At 69.2% G+C, this 19602-nt stretch carries 10 protein-coding genes; 9 read left to right on the top strand and 1 reads right to left on the bottom strand.

The features are described from left to right. Nucleotides 1–405: 405 nt before the first annotated feature. A complete protein-coding gene (gene acnA, locus B086_RS0100435; RefSeq protein ID WP_018564443.1) occupies nt 406–3123 on the top strand; it encodes an aconitate hydratase AcnA in 2718 nt (905 codons plus the stop codon). A 386-nt stretch (nt 3124–3509) separates the two neighbouring features. Beyond that, a complete protein-coding gene (locus B086_RS0100430) occupies nt 3510–6794 on the top strand; it encodes a GH92 family glycosyl hydrolase (RefSeq protein ID WP_026251970.1) in 3285 nt (1094 codons plus the stop codon). An 83-nt stretch (nt 6795–6877) separates the two neighbouring features. Here the strand turns inward: B086_RS0100430 and B086_RS0100425 are convergent, their stop codons facing one another. Continuing rightward, the gene (locus tag B086_RS0100425; protein WP_199790703.1) at nt 6878–10681 is read right to left on the bottom strand and encodes a GH92 family glycosyl hydrolase; all 3804 of its coding nucleotides are present in this window, start codon (nt 10679–10681) and stop codon (nt 6878–6880) included. 464 nt (nt 10682–11145) lie between these two features. Between B086_RS0100425 and ngcE the strand changes: the two genes are divergently transcribed. From ngcE to B086_RS0100390, 7 genes are all read left to right on the top strand, one after another. Next, on the top strand, nt 11146–12591 hold the full coding sequence (gene ngcE, locus B086_RS0100420; RefSeq protein WP_018564440.1) for an N-acetylglucosamine/diacetylchitobiose ABC transporter substrate-binding protein: 1446 nt from the start codon (nt 11146–11148) through the stop codon (nt 12589–12591). Nucleotides 12592–12682: 91 nt separating this feature from the next. Then, nucleotides 12683–13609, top strand: coding sequence for a carbohydrate ABC transporter permease (locus B086_RS0100415; protein ID WP_018564439.1), 927 nt, complete (start codon nt 12683–12685; stop codon nt 13607–13609). Nucleotides 13610–13611: 2 nt separating this feature from the next. Further along, complete coding sequence (locus B086_RS0100410; RefSeq protein WP_018564438.1) at nt 13612–14538, top strand: carbohydrate ABC transporter permease; 927 nt, start codon at nt 13612–13614, stop codon at nt 14536–14538. 250 nt (nt 14539–14788) lie between these two features. Further along, the gene (locus tag B086_RS0100405; RefSeq protein ID WP_026251969.1) at nt 14789–15988 is read left to right on the top strand and encodes an ROK family transcriptional regulator; all 1200 of its coding nucleotides are present in this window, start codon (nt 14789–14791) and stop codon (nt 15986–15988) included. A 134-nt stretch (nt 15989–16122) separates the two neighbouring features. Next, the gene (locus B086_RS0100400; RefSeq protein ID WP_078509729.1) at nt 16123–17229 is read left to right on the top strand and encodes a sugar ABC transporter substrate-binding protein; all 1107 of its coding nucleotides are present in this window, start codon (nt 16123–16125) and stop codon (nt 17227–17229) included. 230 nt (nt 17230–17459) lie between these two features. Then, the gene (locus B086_RS0100395) at nt 17460–18251 is read left to right on the top strand and encodes an ATP-binding cassette domain-containing protein (RefSeq protein ID WP_037872558.1); all 792 of its coding nucleotides are present in this window, start codon (nt 17460–17462) and stop codon (nt 18249–18251) included. Beyond that, on the top strand, nt 18248–19543 hold the full coding sequence (locus B086_RS0100390; RefSeq protein WP_018564434.1) for a sugar ABC transporter permease: 1296 nt from the start codon (nt 18248–18250) through the stop codon (nt 19541–19543). The genes B086_RS0100395 and B086_RS0100390 overlap by 4 nt, the downstream gene beginning before the upstream one ends. Nucleotides 19544–19602 lie beyond the last annotated feature (59 nt).

Raw genomic sequence — 19602 nt, 5'->3', positions numbered from 1 at the left:
CCGTTCGGGTGATGTGCCGTCAGTCCGCCCTGCTCGCAAGGGTTCCGCGTCACCCGAACGGACCTGGCAAATCGCCCGATGTCGTACGACATCCGCTGTTGTGGTGGGTGTGTCGCGGAATTCCGGCGCGGCCGCGCGGCGGGCGGGCCGGGTGGTGCCGGGGTGGGTGGCGCCGGGGCGTGCTGGGGCGCGCCTGGGCTCCGGAACGGGCCGAGGGTGCGGGGCGCGCATGACCTTCCGGGTCTCATGTACTAGAGTTATCTCGACATCGAGATATCTGCCGGGGAGCACCACCGCCGTCACCTGGGTAAGGGCTACCTAACTTAGGTCTACCTTAGCGGACTGGCCGAGTTGGCGTGGCGGCAGGATCGTGGTGGTACGCGCACATCAATGAAGGAGACTGTCGTGTCGGCGAACAGCTTCGACGCCCGCAGCACGCTGCACGTGGGCGACGAGTCGTACGAGATCTTCCGGCTTGACAAGGTCGAGGGCTCGGCCCGACTGCCTTACAGCCTGAAGGTCCTGCTGGAGAACCTGCTCCGCACCGAGGACGGCGCGAACATCACCGCCGACCACATCCGCGCCCTCGGCACCTGGGACTCCCAGGCCCAGCCGTCGCAGGAGATCCAGTTCACGCCGGCCCGTGTGATCATGCAGGACTTCACCGGTGTCCCGTGCGTCGTGGACCTCGCGACCATGCGCGAGGCCGTGAAGGAGCTGGGCGGCGACCCGGCCAAGATCAACCCGCTGGCCCCGGCCGAGCTGGTCATCGACCACTCCGTCATCGCCGACAAGTTCGGCACCAACGACGCCTTCCAGCAGAACGTCGAGCTGGAGTACGGCCGCAACCGCGAGCGCTACCAGTTCCTGCGCTGGGGCCAGACCGCCTTCGACGAGTTCAAGGTCGTCCCGCCGGGCACCGGCATCGTCCACCAGGTCAACATCGAGAAGCTGGCCCGCGTCGTCATGGTCCGCGACGGCAGGGCCTACCCCGACACCCTGGTCGGCACCGACTCGCACACCACCATGGTCAACGGCCTCGGCGTCCTCGGCTGGGGCGTCGGCGGCATCGAGGCCGAGGCCGCCATGCTCGGCCAGCCGGTCTCCATGCTGATCCCGCGCGTCGTCGGCTTCAAGCTGACCGGCGAGCTCCCGGCCGGCACCACCGCCACCGACCTGGTGCTGACCATCACCGAGATGCTGCGCAAGCACGGCGTGGTCGGCAAGTTCGTCGAGTTCTACGGCGAGGGCGTGGCCGCCACCTCCCTGGCCAACCGCGCCACCATCGGCAACATGTCGCCGGAGTTCGGCTCCACCGCCGCGATCTTCCCGATCGACGACGAGACCCTGAAGTACCTGCGGCTGACCGGCCGCAGCGACCAGCAGGTCGCGCTGGTCGAGGCGTACGCCAAGGAGCAGGGCCTCTGGCTGGACCCGAAGGCCGAGCCGGACTTCTCCGAGAAGCTGGAGCTGGACCTCTCCACGGTGGTTCCGTCCATCGCCGGTCCCAAGCGCCCGCAGGACCGCATCGTCCTGGCGAACGCCGCCCAGCAGTTCAAGTCGGACGTCCTCAACTACGTGGACGTCGTGGACGAGGCGGGCAAGGAGTCCTTCCCGGCCTCCGACTCCCCGGCCGTCACCCCGAACGGCGCGCCGTCCAACCCGGTCCAGGTCACCGCCCCCGACGGCACGACCTACACGCTGGACCACGGTGCGGTGACCGTCGCGGCCATCACCTCCTGCACCAACACCTCCAACCCGTACGTCATGGTCGCCGCCGCCCTGGTGGCCAAGAAGGCGGTCGAGAAGGGCCTGACCCGCAAGCCGTGGGTCAAGACCACCCTCGCCCCCGGGTCCAAGGTCGTCACCGACTACTTCGACAAGGCGGGCCTGACCCCGTACCTCGACAAGGTCGGCTTCAACCTGGTCGGCTACGGCTGCACCACCTGCATCGGCAACTCCGGCCCGCTGCCGGAGGAGGTCTCCAGGGCGGTCAACGAGCACGACCTGGCCGTCACCTCGGTGCTGTCCGGCAACCGCAACTTCGAGGGCCGGATCAACCCCGACGTCAAGATGAACTACCTGGCCTCCCCGCCGCTGGTCGTCGCGTACGCCCTGGCGGGCTCCATGAAGGTGGACATCACCAAGGACGCCCTCGGCACCGACCAGGACGGCAACCCGGTCTACCTGAAGGACGTCTGGCCCTCCGAGGCCGAGGTCAACGACGTCGTGGCCAACGCCATCGGCGAGGACATGTTCAACAAGTCCTACCAGGACGTCTTCGCCGGTGACGCGCAGTGGCAGGCGCTGCCGATCCCGACCGGCAACACCTTCGAGTGGGACGCCGAGTCGACCTACGTCCGCAAGCCCCCGTACTTCGAGGGCATGACGATGGAGACCACCCCGGTCTCCGACATCTCCGGCGCCCGGGTGCTGGCCAAGCTGGGCGACTCGGTCACCACCGACCACATCTCCCCGGCCGGCGCCATCAAGGCCGACACCCCGGCCGGCAAGTACCTCACCGAGCACGGTGTGGAGCGTCGTGACTTCAACTCCTACGGCTCGCGCCGGGGCAACCACGAGGTCATGATCCGCGGCACGTTCGCCAACATCCGCCTGCGCAACCAGATCGCGCCGGGCACCGAGGGCGGCTACACCCGCGACTTCACCCAGGAGGGCGCGCCGGTCTCCTTCATCTACGACGCCTCCCGCAACTACATCGACCAGGGCATCCCGCTGGTCGTCCTCGCGGGCAAGGAGTACGGCTCCGGCTCGTCCCGCGACTGGGCGGCCAAGGGCACCGCGCTGCTCGGCGTCAAGGCCGTCATCGCCGAGTCCTACGAGCGCATCCACCGCTCCAACCTCATCGGCATGGGCGTCCTGCCGCTCCAGTTCCCCGAGGGCCGCACCGCCGAGTCCCTCGGCCTGACCGGCGAGGAGACCTTCTCCTTCACCGGCGTCGAGGAGCTGAACAACGGCACCACCCCGCGCACGGTGAAGGTCACCACCGACACCGGCGTCGAGTTCGACGCGGTCGTCCGCATCGACACCCCCGGCGAGGCGGACTACTACCGCAACGGCGGCATCATGCAGTACGTGCTGCGCAGCCTGATCCGCAAGTAACCGGCAGGCGCACGGGCGCACTCGGGCCGCACCCCCGGCGAAGGGGGTGCGGCCCTCGCGTGTGCGGGGCGCGGCGGCGGGGGGAAGCGTGGCCGCCGGGTCCGCGAGCGGCCGGCCGGGCGCCGGGGGAGGACGCCGGACCGGGGCAGTGCTGGCTTGTGGTGGTGCCGTGGTGCGACAACGTTGTCTGACTGGTCTGTACATGACTGTACCGCCGTAACGGACAACGATGTCAAGCACCTTGGCCGACCGCCGTCCACCGGAAGGGCCCGGCACACGCCGGTGGAGCGCGCGGTCTTCCGCTGTACCACCGGCGCGCGCTACTGTCCCTGCGGCTTGTGTGCTCCGTGGTGCGCGACCCGTCCTGAAGGAGGAGGGGCCGCGTCATGCGTTTCCGTCCCATGTCCCTGCTGCTGGCCGCGGTACTCGCGGCCGGCGGCGCCACGCCCGCCCTCGCGGCGACCACCGCGCCCGGCGGATCCGGGCCCGCCCTGGTGAAGGACCCGACGCCGTACGTCGATCCGCTGATCGGCACCAAGAACGGCGGCGACACCTTCCCGGGCGCCGTCACGCCCTTCGGCATGTTCTCCTTCAGCCCGGAGAACACCCGCGGCGACGCCACCCGCACCACCGCCCCCGGCGGCTACCACTACGACGCCACCCGCATCCGCGGCTTCAGCCTCACCCATATGTCCGGCACCGGCTGCGCGGGCGGCAGCGGCGACATCCCGTTCTTCCCGTACGCCGGGAAGGTCACCACCTCACCGGCGAGCGACACCAAGGACGCCGTCTACGCCGCCGACTTCCAGCACCGCGACGAGCAGGCCGAACCGGGCCATTACAAGGTCGGCCTCGCCTCCGGGGTCACCGCCGACCTCGCCGCGACCGCCCGCACCGGCTCGGCGCGCTTCACCTACCCCGCGGACAAGCCCGCCTCGCTGCTGATCCGCACCGCCAACTCCGAGCTGGGCTCCACCGACTCCTCGGTCACCATCGACCCGGCCACCCGCACCGTGTCCGGCTCGGTCACCTCCGGCAACTTCTGCGGCTACCTCGACCCGGAGGGCCAGCGCGCCTACTACACGCTCTACTTCACCGCCCGCTTCGACCGGCCCTTCACCGCGACCGGCACCTGGCAGGACGACAAGCTGACCCCCGGCGCCACGCAGGCCACCGGCGGCACCGGCGGCTTCTCGCACGGCGGACGGCCGGTGGCGGGCAAGGGCGCCGGCGGCTACGTCGAGTTCGCGCCCGGCACCGGCCCGGTCGGCGTCAAGGTCGGCATCTCCTACGTCAGCCAGGCGGGCGCGGCGGCCAACCTCGCCGCCGAGAACCCGCCCCGCCGCTCCTTCGACGCCGTCCGCGACGCGGCCCGCCGCGCCTGGCGCGAACGGCTGGGCGCGATCCAGGTCGGCGGCGGCACCACCGACGAGCGCACCACCTTCTACACCGCGCTCTACCACGCCCTGCTGCACCCCAACGTCATCAGCGACACCGACCGCCGCTACCGGGGCCCGGACGGCAAGGTGCACACCGTCGCCCGCGGCCACCAGGCGCAGTACGGCACCTTCTCCGGCTGGGACGTCTACCGCGACCAGGTGCAGCTGCTCACCCTGCTCAGCCCGCGCACCGGCTCCGACATCGCCCAGTCGCTGTACGAGCTGTCCCGGCAGAACGGCGGCGTGTGGGACCGCTGGCTGCACGGCGCGAGCGGCACCCACGTCATGAACGGCGACCCCTCGCCCACCGCACTGGCCGGCATCCGCGCCTTCGGCGGCACCGACTTCGACCTCAGGGGCGCGCTGGCCTCCCTGGTGAAGGCGGCCACCGTACCGACGGAGCAGGACCTCTCCCCGGCCGGCAAGCCGGTGCTCTCCGCCGGTCAGCGGCCCTCCCTGGACAAGTACCTCAAGCTGCACTACATGCCGTCCGTCTCCAACGCCTGGGGCGGCGCCGCCGAGACCCTGGAGATGTCCACGGCGGACTTCTCCCTCTCCCAGCTCGCCGCCGCGGCCGGGCAGAAGAGGACCGCGGACGCCTTCGCCGGCCGCGCCCAGTGGTGGCAGAACAACTTCAACGTCGCGGCCACCCCCTCCGGCGGCTACATCGCCAACCGCAAGGCGGACGGCAGCTGGGTGACCGGCTTCACCCCGGACACCGGCAACGGCTTCGTCGAGGGCACCGCCGCCCAGTACACCTGGATGGTCCAGCACGATCCGGCCGGGCTGTTCGCGGCCATGGGCGGCCGGGGCGCGGCCCTCGACCGCCTCGACGCCTTCTTCCACACGGAGGGCGGCGGCTGGGCCTTCACCGGCCAGGGCGGCGACAAGGCCGCCATGGACAACGAGCCGTCCATCAACGTCCCCTACCTCTACGACTACGCGGGCGCCCCCTACAAGGCGCAGGAGACCGTCCGCGCCGCCATGCGGCAGCTGTGGACCACCGAGCCCGGCGGCATCCCCGGCAACGACGACCTGGGCGCCATGTCCGCCTGGTACGTCTTCTCCGCGCTCGGCATGTACCCGCAGGTGCCCTCCCGCTCCGAACTGGTCCTCGCCTCCCCGCTGTTCGAGCGCGCCGAGATCCACCGCCCGCAGGGCAACGACATCTCCGTGCGCGCCCGGGGAGCGGCGGCCGGATCGCCCTACGTGCAGTCCCTGAAGGTCGACGGCCGCACCAGCGACCGGCCGTGGCTGCCCGCCTCCTTCGTCCGCGACGGCGGACGCCTGGACTACACCCTCTCCTCGACCCCGAACCGCGCCTGGGGCAGCGCCCCGTCCGCCGCGCCGCCGTCCTTCCGGCAGGGCGAGCAGCCGTACCAGATCGGCGTGGGCCCGACCACGGCGACGCTCGCCCCCGGTGAGAGCGCCGAGGTCACCGTCCGCGCGCTGGCGCTGAACGGCGGCCAGGGACCCGAGGCGCACTTCCGCGTCAGCACCCCGGCCGGTGTCACGGCGAGCCCCGCCGAGGGCACCGTCACCGGCGGCGCGCAGAAGATCACCCTCACCGCCGGGAAGGACACCGCGCAGGGCTACTACGACGCGCGCGTCACGGTGACCTCCGGCGAGCAGTCCTACGAGCAGCCCGTGGCCCTCACCGTCGCGGCCCCCGGCACCCTGCTCGCCGCCCGCGACAACACCGGCATCTCCGACGACACCGGCGACCACGACGAGGCCGACTACGACGGCGGCGGCTGGAGCTACTCCCGCCAGGCGCTCGCCGCGGCCGGTCTCACCGCCGGCGGCCGGGGCACCGCGGACGGCCTCGCCTTCACCTGGCCCGGCTCGCCCGACGGCCGCCCCGACAACGTCTCCGCGGCCGGCCAGAGCATCACCCTGGACGCGCCCGCCTCCGCCCTGTCCTTCGTGGGCAGCGCGGTCAACGGCGACCAGCAGGCCAAGGCCACCGTCACCTACACCGACGGCACCACGGCCGAGACCGACCTCGCCTTCACCGACTGGACCGTCGGCGGGGGCGGCGGCACCGTCCAGTACGGCAACACGGTGGTGGCCAGGACCGCGTACCGCAATGTCGCGGGCGCCGACAAGGACCCGGTGGCCACCTATGTGTTCGCCACCCGGCCCTTCACGGCCCCGGCGGGCAAGGAGATCCGCTCGGTGAAACTGCCGTCCGACACCGACCTGCATGTCTTCGCCCTCGCGGTGAAGTGACCGGCTGAGCCGCACGGCGGCAGCACGAAGGGGCGGGCCCGCCGGGACCCGCCCCTTGTGCTGTGCCGCGCACCGGGTGCGCGTCAGGCCAGCAGCTCCACCTCCGCCAGCGTCGCGGAACCGTCGAGCACCAGCCGGTACTTCTGGTACGTGCCCGGCGAGGCTATGGTGAACGGCCGGGTCTGCTTGTCCCAGGCGAAGGACTCGCCCGAGCGCCGGTCCAGCGTCCGCCAGTGCGTGCCGTCCGAGGACGCCTGGAGCGTCCAGCCCCTCGGTGCCTTCGTGCGGTCGCCCGACGAGGTCAGCGTGTACTGGACGGCCTTGGCGGCGCCGGTCACCGGCAGGTCCACCGTGGTCACCGTGGCGTCCGTGGCCGAGGTGTCGTCGAACAGCGCGCCCTCGCCCTTGAGCACGTCCGCGCGCGGGGCGGGCGCCTTGTCACCGGTCGTGATCGACACCGGCGCCGCGTTCTTGCCGGTGCCCCACTTCGAGGGCCGCGGGCCCATGTCGAACTCCAGGACCCCGCCCTTGGACAGCAGCGAGTGCGGCAGGTTCGTCGAGTCCCACCTCTTGCCGTTGAACCGGACGCCCTGCACATAGATGTTCCGGGCGCTGTTGCGCGGCGCCTTGACGACCAGGTCGTGGCCGTTCTCCAGGTGCACGGTCGCCTTCGTGAACAGCGGGCTGCCTATCGCGTACTCGCCGCTGCCCATGACCAGCGGGTAGAAGCCGAGCGAGGAGAAGAGGTACCAGGCCGACTGCTCGCCGTTGTCCTCGTCGCCGTGGTAGCCCTGGCCGATCTCACTGCCCACGTACAGCCGGGAGAGGACCTCGCGGATCTTCTCCTGCGCCTTCCAGGGCTGCCCGGCCGCGTCGTACATGTACGTGACGTGGTGGGCGACCTGGTTGGAGTGGCCGTACTGGCCCATCCGCACGTCCCGCGCCTCGGTCATCTCGTGGATGATCCCGCCGTAGGAGCCGGCGAACTCGGAGGTGGCCGTCTCCGGGGTGGCGAAGTACGTGTCGAGCTTGTCCGCCAGGCCCTTCTGGCCGCCGTACAGGTTGGCCAGGCCCCGGCTGTCCTGCGGGGCGGTGAAGGCGTAGCCCCAGCCGTTCGTCTCCGTGTAGTCGTAGCCCCACACGCGCGGGTCGTACTTCGCGGAGTCGACGCGCCAGTTGCCCTTGGCGTCCTTGCCCTGGAAGAAGCCGGCCTTCGGGTCGAACATCTTCACGTAGTCCTGGGCGCGGTTGAGGAAGTACTGCGCCTCGTCCTTGTAGTGCTGCTGCCCGGTCTTCTTGTAGAGGGCCTCGCCCATCTCGGCGATGCCGTAGTCGTTGACGTAGCCCTCCATGGCCCAGGACAGGCCCTCACCGGTGGCGGTGCTGGTGTAGCCGAGGAAGGGCGAGGTGCTCATGCCCTTGCGGCCCACCCCGGAGGACGGGGGCACCACGGTGGCGTTCTTGACAGCCGCGTCGTACGCCGCCTTCGCGTCCATGGGGACGCCCTTGACGTACGCGTCGGCGAACGCCACGTCCGAGGAGGTGCCCGTCATCAGGTCGGCGTAGCCGGGGGAGGACCAGCGGGAGGTCCAGCCGCCGTCCTTGTAGCCCTGCACGAACCCGTCGACCATCTCACCGGCCTTGGAGGGCGTCAGCAGCGAGTACGCGGGCCAGGTGGTGCGGTAGGTGTCCCAGAAGCCGTTGTTGACGTACACCTTGCCGTCGACGATCTTGGCGCCGGTCTGCGTCGGTGTGTCCTCGCCGGTCATCGCCGAGAACGGGGAGGCGTAGCGGTCCTTGCCGCCGACCTTCTCGAAGCCCGAGTTCGGGTACAGGTACAGCCGGTACATGCTGGAGTACAGCGTGGTCAGCTGGTCCGGGGTGGCGCCCTGGACCTCGACCTTGCCGAGCAGCTTGTCCCAGGTGCGCTGGGCGCGCTGCTCGACCGTGCCGAAGGAGGTGCCCGCCGGGATCTCCTGGCGCAGGTTGTCCTTGGCCTGGTCGACGCTGATCAGCGAGGTGGCCAGGCGCAGCGTGACGCTGCGGCTCTTGCCCGCGTCGAAGCGGAGGTAGCCCTTGACGCCGGAGGACGAGCCGTCCTTGACGGGCTTGTCGAAGACGCCGTAGACGAAGAGCCGGGTGGCGCCGGTGGACAGCCCGGACTTCACGTCCGAGAAGCCGGTGACGACGCCGTGCTCCTTGTCCAGGGTCAGACCGGCCTGGTCGGTGACGTTGTCGAACAGGACGCTGGCGTCGTCACCGGGGTAGGTGAAGCGCAGCGCCGCCGCGTGGTCGGTCGGGGACATCTCGGCCTTGACGCCGTTCTCGAAGGTGACGCCGTAGTAGTAGGGGTGCGCGGTCTCCTTCTCGTGTCGGAAGGGCAGCGCGCGGGCGGTCCGGCCGGTGTCCGGGGTGCCGGACGCGGCCGACGGCATCACCTGGAAGGTCTGCCGGTCGCCCATCCACGGGCTGGGCTCGTGGCTGGCGGCGAACGCCTGGATGGTGGGCAGGTTGTCGCTGTTGTTCGCACGTGCGTATTCGTACAGCCAGCTCTGCGAACCCGCGTTGGTGACCGGGGTCCAGAAGTTGAAGCCGTGCGGCACGGCGGTCGCGGGGAAGTTGTTGCCGCGCGAGAAGCTGCCGCTGGAGTTGGTGCCGCGGGTGGTCAGCGCGTAGTCGGCCAGGTGCGCCTTGGGGCGCTCGGGCGCGGCCTGCTTGATCGACACGTCGTCCAGCCAGCCGCGGAACTTCGCCGGGCCGCTGGGGGAGTCGTAGGCGAGCAGGACGCGGTCGACGGTCTTGCCGGCCGCGACCGACCCGATCCGCGAGGAGACGTTGTTCCACTGGTTGACGTAGAGCGTCTTGGCGGCGCCCTGCGCCTGCGGGCTCAGGGCGAAGCCGTGCTGGTCGGTGGCGCCGAGACCGCTCAGATAGGTGCCGTCGGTGAAGGCGAGGTCGACGGAGACGTTCGTGGCGTCGTAGTCGCGGTCGCCGTCCGCCATCGACGGGAAGAGGCGGTAGGACAGCTGGGTGTCCCGGGTGACCTTGACGTTCACGTCGAAGATCTTGTTGTACGAGTAGGCGCGGCCCTTGGCGGTGTGCCGTCCGGCGTAGCGCAGGGCCCGGGTGCCGGTGTAGCCCGCGCCGGCCTTCGCGGTCGGCGAGCCGCTGGGGCCGCGGTCGACCAGCGAGAGCATGTCCGGCGGGGTGGACCCGCCGTCGTCGCCGGTGGAGAACTGCACATCGGCGAGCTGGAGTATGCCCGAGGCGCCGTTGTTCTTGCTGATGTCGAGCCGGAAGTGCTGGTACTCGGCCGGGGCGGCGAGGTCGTAGGTCTTCGTCTGGAGCCGCTGGGCGAAGGATTCCCCGGAGCGGCTGTCGACGGTCTTCCAGTCCTTGCCGTCGGCGGAGCCCTGGAGCGTCCAGTCCTTCGGGTCGCGCTCGCCGTAGTCATTGGCGGAAGTGAGAGCGTATCGAGTGATTTTTATGGGTTTGTCGAGGTCGAACTCCACCCAGCCGGTGGATTCGAACGCGAGCCATTTGGTGCCCGGCTCGCCGTCGACCAGGTTCTCCTTCACCTCGCCCGAGCCGCTGTTCTCGGCGCTGGCCCGCAACCCGGTGACATGGTCGTCCACATTGCCCGGGATACCGGTGCTGTAGCCGCCGTCCACGCCCGAGGCGCGCTTGCCGCCGTCCCGCCCGGTGTCGACCGTGTTCAGCCAGTCCGGTGCCGGGTCGCCGGACTCGAACGAGGACGTGAACTCCCGGGCCGCCGCCGGGGCCTTGCCCGGCAGGGCCACCGCCGCCCCCTGGGAACCCGCGGCCAAGGCGAAGGCGGCCGTGACCACGACCGCCGGACCCCATCTGTGCCGTATTCTGCGCTGCATACGAGGGCACCCTCCCTGGTTCTTCTGGCGCCGGACAACGTTGTCAAATTCGGCGCAAGCACCAGTAGGGAGTCAAGTGACCAGGGATGTCAAGGGTGTTGGGTGCGGCATTCGGGCGTGAAGTCCCGGATATTTCCGTCAAGGACCCCCACAGGGGGTTCATATTTCCGTGAGGTCTCAACTCGGAAAAGACCGACAGTGAACCTTGCGTTCGATCTTGCTCCGTCCGCCTGAAGTGGACTATACCTGTCGGCGTCCGCGAAGCCGTTCGACTGCTCGGCCGCGGCCGCCGGGGGAGCCGGAAAGGTGGTTTGACGTGCGAAACACGTCGGCCTCCTTGTTCTCCCAGTGCTCCCGGTGGATGACGCAACGAAGTACTTTTTGCATGACCCAGCTTGGCCTACCGCGGTGCCGGGGAGGATCCGGTTCACCGCCTGAGTCCTGGAGAAGGCGAGGACTTGCGCATGGGATCCACTTCCGCCGAGAACCACGGGGGCGTCGGCCGCCGTTCCCTCATCAAGAGGTCCGCGGCCCTCGGACTCGCGTCCGTGCCCGCGATGAGCTTCCTGTCCGCCTGCGCCAGTGGCGGTGGCGACGGCCAGGACAAGGCCAAGGCGGGCAAGAAGACGGCGAAGAATCCGCTCGGTGTCAACGACACCGCGCAGATGGAATTCGTCCTCTTCGACGGCGGCTTCGGCTCGGAGTACGCCAAGGACGCGACCGAGATCTACCAGAAGAACTTCCCGAAGGCGAAGGTGAAGTTCACCACCACCCAGAAGATCCAGTCGACGCTCCAGCCCCGGTTCAACCAGGGCAACCCGCCGGACCTCATCGACAACTCCGGCGCCGAGCAGATGGACATGGGTGTGCTGGTCGGCAAGAACCAGCTCGCGGACCTCACCCCGCTGCTGGACGCGCCGTCCTACGACGACCCGAGCAAGAAGGTCCGTGACACGCTGCGTCCGGGCATCGTCGAGATGGGCCAGTTCGACGGCAAGCCGGTCTGGATCTTCTACTACGCCTACACCGTCTACGGTGTCTGGTACTCCCAGAAGGCGCTGGACGCGCTGGACGAGAAGTACCCGGAGACCTGGGACGAGATGATCAAGGTCTGCACCAAGGCCAAGGCCAAGGGCATGGCCGGCTGGACCTACGCGGGCAAGTACCCGTACTACCTGCCGTTCTCGCTCTACCCGATGATCGGCAAGGTCGGCGGCCGCGACGTCCTGGACGCCATCGACAACCTGGAGCCGAACGCCTGGAAGCACCCGGCCGTCAAGGCCTGTTTCGAGGCGTACTACGAGCTGTACAAGAAGGGCTTCATCCTCAAGGGCACCCCCGGTCTGGACCACATCCAGTCGCAGACCGCGTGGGCCAAGGGCAACGCGCTCTTCATCCCGAACGGCTCCTGGGTGGAGAACGAGTCGGCGAACGTCATCCCCAAGGACTTCAACCTCGCCGTCTCCGCGCCCACCGGCCTCGACAGCTCCGACAAGATGCCGTTCGGCACGATCTGGGCCTCCGGCGGCGAGCCCTTCATCGTCCCGGCCAAGGCCGCGAACACCGAGGGCGGCATGGAGCAGCTGCGCATCATGCTCAGCGAGGCGTCCTCCAAGAACTTCACCGCCAAGGTGAAGTCGCTGACCGCGTACAACGGCGGCACCACCGGCATCGACCTGACCCCCGGTCTGAAGTCGGGTGTGGCGGCGCTGGAGAAGGCGGGCACCAATGTGGTGAACCCGCGCTTGCAGGACTGGTACGTGCAGCTCCAGAAGGAGAAGATCGGTGTGTCCGGTCTCGGCGAGATGATGGCCGGCCGTGCCACCCCGGCGGAGACCATCAAGAAGATCCAGGGCTTCGCCGACGAGGCCGCCAAGGACACGTCGATCAAGCACTACAAGCACCAGTGAGGGCTCGTCATCAGGGTCCGTCCGGCGGTCGGTCAGGCCGCCGGACGGACCCTGGCGGCACCGCCCGCCCTTCAGATCGGGGTCGCTAGCAATGCAGCACGGCAAGTACCGGTTCATCGTGGGGTTCCTGGTGGTACCCCTGGGGCTGTACGCGCTCTTCGTCGTCTGGCCGTTCATCCAGTCCATCTACTACTCGTTCACGGACTGGACGGGCCTGAGTCCCGACTTCAAGATGGTCGGCGTCGACAACTACAAGCGGATGTTCGACGACGAGATCTTCTGGAAGTCGTTGCAGCACAGCCTGGTGTTCGCCCTGGTACTGCCGGTGGTGACGATCGGGCTGGCGCTGTTCTTCTCCTTCATGATCAATGTCGGCGGGCGGCGCAGGAGGGGCGGACCGGCGATCAGCGGTGTCCGCGGCTCCTCCTTCTACAAGATCGTCTACTTCTTCCCGCAGGTGCTGTCGATCGCCATCGTCGCCCTGCTCTTCGCCTTCGCGTACAACCCGGACAGCGGGGCGATCAACTCCCTGCTGCGCGGGGTCGGGCTCGGCAGCCTCCAGCCGCTGTGGCTGGGCGACCCGAACCTGGCCCTGTGGTGCGTCATGGCCGTGCTCGTCTGGTCGACCACCGGCTTCTTCGTGGTGCTCTTCTCGGCGGCGATGGCCTCCATCCCGGCGGACCTGTACGAGGCGGCGCTGCTGGACGGCGCGAGCCGCTTCACCACCTTCTTCCGCATCACCCTGCCGCTGCTGTGGGACACCGTGCAGTCCGGCTGGGTCTACATGGGCATCCTCGCGCTCGGCGCGGAGTCCTTCGCCGTCGTGCAGATCATGACGACCGGCCCCGGCGGCCCCGACTACTCGACCACCGTCATGGTCCTGTACGTGTACCAGAAGGCGTTCCGTGACGGTCAGGCCGCCTACGCCACCACGATCGGCGTCGCCCTGCTCGTCGTCACACTGGCCTTCTCGGCCCTCGTGATGAAGCTGGGCCGGCGCGAGCGGCTGGAGTTCTGAGCATGGAAACCACCGAGACCCCCGCCCCCGTGCCGGCCGAGCCCGGCGTCGCCGTCACCAAGACCGGCACCCCCGGCGCGAAGAAGGAGCCCCGCCAGAAGAAGGAGGGCGGGGTCCTCAACGTCTTCTCGCACGGGGTCCTGATCATCTGGGCGATCATGGTCGTGCTGCCGCTGGTGTGGGCGGTGATGACCTCCTTCAAGTCCGACGGGGCCATCTTCAGCTCGCCCTGGGCGCTGCCCGACAAGCTGCACTTCGACAACTGGTCCCGGGCGTGGAACGACGCCCATATGAGCGACTACTTCCTGAACACCGTCCTGGTGGTCGGCGGCTCGCTCGTGGGCACGCTGGTGCTCGGCTCGATGGCGGCCTACGTACTGGCCCGCTTCGAATTCCCGGGCAACCGGTTCATCTATTACCTGTTCATCGCCGGCATGAGTTTCCCGGTCATTCTGGCGCTGGTCCCGCTGTTCTACGTCGTGAACAACATGGGGCTGCTGAACACCATCCACGGGCTGATCCTGGTCTATATCGCCTATTCGCTGCCCTTCACGGTGTTCTTCCTGACGGCGTTCTTCCGGTCGCTGCCCAGTTCGGTGGCCGAGGCCGCCTTCGTGGACGGCGCCTCGCACACCCGGACGTTCTTCCAGATCATGCTGCCGATGGCGAAGCCCGGCCTGATCAGCGTCGGGATCTTCAATTTCCTGGGGCAGTGGAACCAGTACATCCTCCCGACCGTGCTGAACACCGACCCGGACAAACGCGTCCTCACCCAGGGCCTGGTCCAGCTGGCCGTCAGCCAGGGTTACAAGGGCGACTGGTCGGGCCTTTTCGCGGGCCTGGTGATGGCGATGCTGCCGGTGCTGGCGGCGTACATCATCTTCCAGCGACAGGTGGTGCAGGGGCTCACCGCAGGTGCGCTGAAATAGCTTCGGGGGCCGCGAGGCCCCGCCGCTCCAGGACCGCCCCCGGCGATATGCCGGGGGCGGTCCTGTGCATGTCCGCGAGCCGATTCCCGGTGCCCTGACGTGCTGTCCTGTGCATGCCAGCGTCGTTCTCCGTGGCCCCTGAAACGGTTCAACCTCTTGACGGGAGGCGACCCGAACGGCTCATCTTAGAGTTCACTTGTTGGACATGGACGGGGCCTCGCCGAAGCGGCCCCGCGCTCAGGAGGTCGTCGTGGAGACTCCAGGGTCGCAGTCGTCGCTGCACCGAGCCAACCTGGAGCGGGTCGTACGTGCCGTGCGTCTTGCCGGATCCCTCACCCAGGCGGAGATCGCGCGGACCACGGGTCTGTCCGCGGCGACGGTCTCCAACATCGTGCGGGAGCTGAAGGACGGGGGGACGGTCCAGGTCACCCCCACGTCAGCGGGCGGGCGCCGGGCCCGCAGCGTCTCCCTGAGCGGAGACGCCGGGATCGTCATAGGGGTCGACTTCGGGCACACCCATTTGCGGGTCGCGATCGGGAACCTGGCCCACCAGGTGCTCGCCGAGGAGTCCGAGCCACTGGACGTGGACGCCTCCTCCAGCGAGGGCTTCGACCGGGCCGAGGAGCTGGTCAGCCGGCTGATCACGGCCACCGGGGTGGACCGCGCCAAGATCGCCGGGGTGGGCCTCGGCGTGCCCGGACCGATCGACGTGGAGTCCGGCACGCTGGGCTCCACCGCGATCCTGCCGGGCTGGGGCGGCATCAAGCCCGCCGAGGAGCTGCGCGGGCGCCTCGGTGTCCCGGTGCACGTGGACAACGACGCCAACCTCGGCGCCCTGGGCGAGCTGGTCTGGGGCAGCGGGCGCGGGGTGCGCGACCTGGCGTACATCAAGATCGCCAGCGGTGTGGGCGCCGGTCTGGTGATCAACGGCAAGATCTACCGCGGCCCCGGCGGCACCGCAGGCGAGATCGGGCACATCACGCTCGACGAGTCGGGACCGGTCTGCCGCTGCGGCAACCGCGGCTGCCTGGAGACCTTCACCGCGGCCCGCTACGTGCTGCCGCTGCTCCAGCCGAGCCACGGCACCGAGCTGACCATGGAGGGCGTGGTGCGGCTGGCCCGGGACGGGGACCCGGGCTGCCGCCGGGTGATCGCCGACGTCGGCCGGCACATCGGCAGCGGGGTGGCCAATCTCTGCAACCTGCTCAACCCGAGCCGGGTGGTCCTCGGCGGTGATCTCGCGGAGGCGGGCGAGCTGGTCCTCGGCCCCATCCGGGAGTCCGTGGGCCGCTACGCCATCCCCAGCGCCGCGCGTCAACTGTCCGTGCTCCCCGGGGCACTCGGCGGCCGTGCGGAGGTGCTGGGCGCCCTCGCGCTGGCGCTCAGCGAGATGGGGGATTCGACCCTTTTGGACGGAACCCTGACCGTGGCGGCCCCTGCCTTCACTTAGAGAACGTATGGCACCGTTGCCATCTCGTTAAGGATTTACTTCTTGACGTCGCACGTGCGGCCGAGTTGACTTCCAGCCACCTCGGCCGCAACGACGCGGCCTCGTCAGGGAGGTTTGAGGAAGTGAACACGCGTATGCGTCGTGCGGCCTTCGCCGTTGCCGCTGGTGCCATGGCCGTCTCGCTCGCCGCCTGTGGCAGTGCCAAGGAGTCCAAGGACAAGGACACCTCGTCGTCCGCCCCCGCGGCCAAGAAGGGCGACGACATCAAGGTCGGCCTGCTGCTGCCGGAGAACAAGACCGCTCGTTACGAGCAGTTCGACAAGCCCCTGATCGAGAAGAAGGTCGCGGAGCTGACGAACAACAAGGGCAAGGTCTTCTACAACAACGCCCAGCAGAACGCCAACCTGCAGAGCCAGCAGGTCGACACGATGATCACCAACAAGGTGGACGTGCTCATCGTGGACGCGGTGGACGCCAAGGCCATCAAGAACTCCATCCAGAAGGCCAAGGACCAGGGCATCAAGGTCGTCGCCTACGACCGCCTGGCCGAGGGCCCGATCGACGCCTTCACCACCTTCGACAACGAAGAGGTCGGCAAGGCGCAGGGCGAGGCGCTGCTGAAGGCCATGGGCAGCAAGGCCACCAAGGCGAGCAAGATCGTCATGATCAACGGCTCGGTGACCGACCCGAACGCCGCCCAGTTCAAGAAGGGCGCCCACTCCGCCCTCGACGGCAAGGTGACCATCGCCAAGGAGTACGACACCAAGGAGTGGTCGCCGGACAACGCCAACTCCGAGATGGAGGCGGCGATCTCCGCGATCGGCGCCAAGGACATCGCGGGCGTCTACTCCGCCAACGACGGCATGGCCGGCGGCGCCATCACCGCCCTCAAGGCCGCGGGCATCAGCGTCCCGGTCACCGGCCAGGACGCCGAACTCGCCGGTGTGCAGCGCATCCTCGCGGGCGAGCAGAACATGAGCATCTTCAAGTCCTACCCGACCGAGGCGAACGTCGCCGCCGAGATGGCGGTCGCCCTCGCCAAGGGCACCAGCCTGGACTCGATCGCCAAGACCAAGGTCGACAGCGACAGCGCCAAGAACATCCCGGCGCTGCTGGTACCGGTCATCTCGCTGACCAAGGACAACGTCAACGAGACGGTCATCAAGGAGGGCTTCTACACCGCCGCCCAGATCTGCACCGGCAAGTACAAGGCCGACTGCGACAAGGCCGGCGTCAAGTAAGCGGCCCGGCCGGGACCGCACACGGCGGTCCCACCGGACCGCCGTCGAGCGGCCCGCACCGGTCCGCCGCGGGAGTCGCCAGCGACCTCCCGCACGGACCGCGGCCGCCCCATGGCTCCGCCGGCGCCCCGCGCGCCATTCAGCCCCGCAAGCTCGGCGCGGGGCGCCGGACGGAACACCCTCCCCCCAAACTTCTGCACAACCTCCCGCCGGGTCAGGCGGCGAAGGAGATGGTTCACGTGTCCGCTACGCCCGTGCTGGCGTTGCGCGGGGTCTCCAAGCGGTTCGGTGCCGTTCAGGCGCTCACCGACGTAGAGCTTGAGGTCCACGCCGGTGAGGTGGTCGCCCTGGTCGGCGACAACGGCGCCGGAAAGTCCACGCTGGTCAAGACGATCGCCGGCGTCCACCCGATCGACGAGGGCGCCATCGAGTGGGACGGCAGGCCCGTCCAGATCGGCAAGCCGCACGACGCCCAGAGCCTCGGCATCGCGACCGTCTACCAGGACCTCGCGCTGTGCGACAACATCGACGTCGTCGGCAACCTCTACCTGGGCCGCGAACTGAAACGGTTCGGCGTGCTCGACGAGGTCGAGATGGAGCGCCGCTCCCAGGAGCTGCTGCGCACCCTGTCGATCCGCATCCCGAGCGTGCGCATCCCGATCGCCTCGCTCTCCGGCGGCCAGCGCCAGGTCGTGGCCATCGCCCGCTCCATGCTCGGCGAGCCCAAGCTGGTCATCCTGGACGAGCCCACCGCCGCCCTCGGCGTCGAGCAGACCGCCCAGGTGCTCGACCTCGTCGAGCGGCTGCGCGAGCGCGGCCACGCCGTCATCCTGATCAGCCACAACATGGCCGACGTGAAGGCCGTGGCGGACAAGGTCGCCGTCCTTCGCCTGGGCCGCAACAACGGTGTCTTCGAGGTCAGGACGACCTCGCAGGAGGAGATCATCTCCGCCATCACCGGCGCCACCGACAACGCCGTGACCCGCCGTGCGGCGCGCGCGAACGGGGAGGTATCCAAGTGAGCATCGACAAGACCTCCGCCACCGCGCAGGACGGGCCGACCGTGGAGAACACCGAGGCCGCGGCCGCGGCGGTGACCGCCGTCGACCCGCGCCTCCTGGTGCGCGAGCAGGGACTGGCCGGCTACTTCGGCGAGTTCAAGCGCAAGATGAAGGCCGGTGAACTGGGCTCGCTCCCGGTCATCCTCGGCCTGATCATCATCTGCGTCGTCTTCCAGAGCCTCAACTCGCAGTTCCTGTCCGCGCAGAACCTGAGCGACATCACCGTCACGATGGTCGGCACGGGCATGATCTCCGTCGGCATCGTCTTCGTGCTGCTGCTCGGCGAGATCGACCTGTCGGTCGGCTCCGTCAGCGGCGCGGGCAGCGCCCTGGCCGCCGTCCTCGCGGTCAACCAGGGCTGGCCCGAGTGGGCCGCCGTGCTCATCGCCGTCGCCGCGGGCGCGGCCATCGGCGCGGCCCACGGCTTCTTCTTCGCGGTGCTCGGCGCCCCCGCCTTCGCCGTCACCCTGGCCGGCCTGCTGTTCTGGCTCGGCTTCATGCTCAAGATCCTGGGCGCCCAGGGCACCATCAACCTCGACAGCGACGGCCTGATCGGCAAGCTGACGACGTACTTCTTCGCGGACGTGGCCGCCGCCTACGGGCTGGCCCTGATCGTGGTCGTGGTGTTCTTCGTCACCTCCTTCCTCGGCAACCGCCGCCGGGAGGCCGCGGGCATCCCCTCCCGCCCGCTCAGCGACACCGTCCTGCGCACCGTGCTGCTCGCCGTGATCTCCTTCGCCGCCGCCTTCATGTACAACCAGTACAAGGGGCTGCCGCTGGCCACGGTGATCTTCCTGGTGTTCCTCATCGGCACCGACTTCCTGCTGCGCCGCACCGCCTTCGGCCGGAAGATCTTCGCGCTCGGCGGCAGCGTCGAGGCGTCCCGCCGCGCGGGCATCAACGTCACCGCCATCCGGATCTCCGTCTTCGGTATCTCGGGCGGCTTCGCCGCGATCGGCGGCCTCTTCCTGGCCTCCAAGATCGCCTCGGCCAACCAGAGCGCCGGCACCGGTGACCTGCTGATGAACGCCATCGCGGCGGCCGTCATCGGCGGCACGTCCCTCTTCGGCGGCCGCGGGCGCACCTGGAACGCGCTCCTCGGTGTCCTCGTCATCGTCTCGATCCAGTACGGCCTCCAGCTGGAGTCCATCGCCGAGCCGGTGAAGTACATGATCACCGCGGCGGTCCTGCTGGCCACCGTCGTCATCGACTCGGTCACCCGCAAGACCCAGAAGACGGCCGGCCGCGCCTGACCGCGACCGACTCGAACACCTGTGCCCGGCACCCCTGCGGTGCCGGGCACAGTCGTCGG

The organism is Streptomyces sp. PsTaAH-124 (assembly GCF_000373685.1).
GTDB lineage: Bacteria > Actinomycetota > Actinomycetes > Streptomycetales > Streptomycetaceae > Streptomyces > Streptomyces andamanensis.
Note: the sequence above shows the minus strand (reverse complement) of the source record. Positions and strands in the feature narration are given on the sequence as shown.

Coding starts and splice junctions, on each gene's coding strand:
- B086_RS0100415 (WP_018564439.1), top strand. CDS start 12,683: ATGCAGCACGGCAAGTACCGGTTCATCGTGGGGTTCCTGGTGGTACCC.
- ngcE (WP_018564440.1), top strand. CDS start 11,146: ATGGGATCCACTTCCGCCGAGAACCACGGGGGCGTCGGCCGCCGTTCC.
- B086_RS0100425 (WP_199790703.1), bottom strand. CDS start 10,681: ATGCAGCGCAGAATACGGCACAGATGGGGTCCGGCGGTCGTGGTCACG.
- B086_RS0100400 (WP_078509729.1), top strand. CDS start 16,123: ATGCGTCGTGCGGCCTTCGCCGTTGCCGCTGGTGCCATGGCCGTCTCG.
- B086_RS0100430 (WP_026251970.1), top strand. CDS start 3,510: ATGCGTTTCCGTCCCATGTCCCTGCTGCTGGCCGCGGTACTCGCGGCC.
- B086_RS0100410 (WP_018564438.1), top strand. CDS start 13,612: ATGGAAACCACCGAGACCCCCGCCCCCGTGCCGGCCGAGCCCGGCGTC.
- B086_RS0100395 (WP_037872558.1), top strand. CDS start 17,460: ATGGTTCACGTGTCCGCTACGCCCGTGCTGGCGTTGCGCGGGGTCTCC.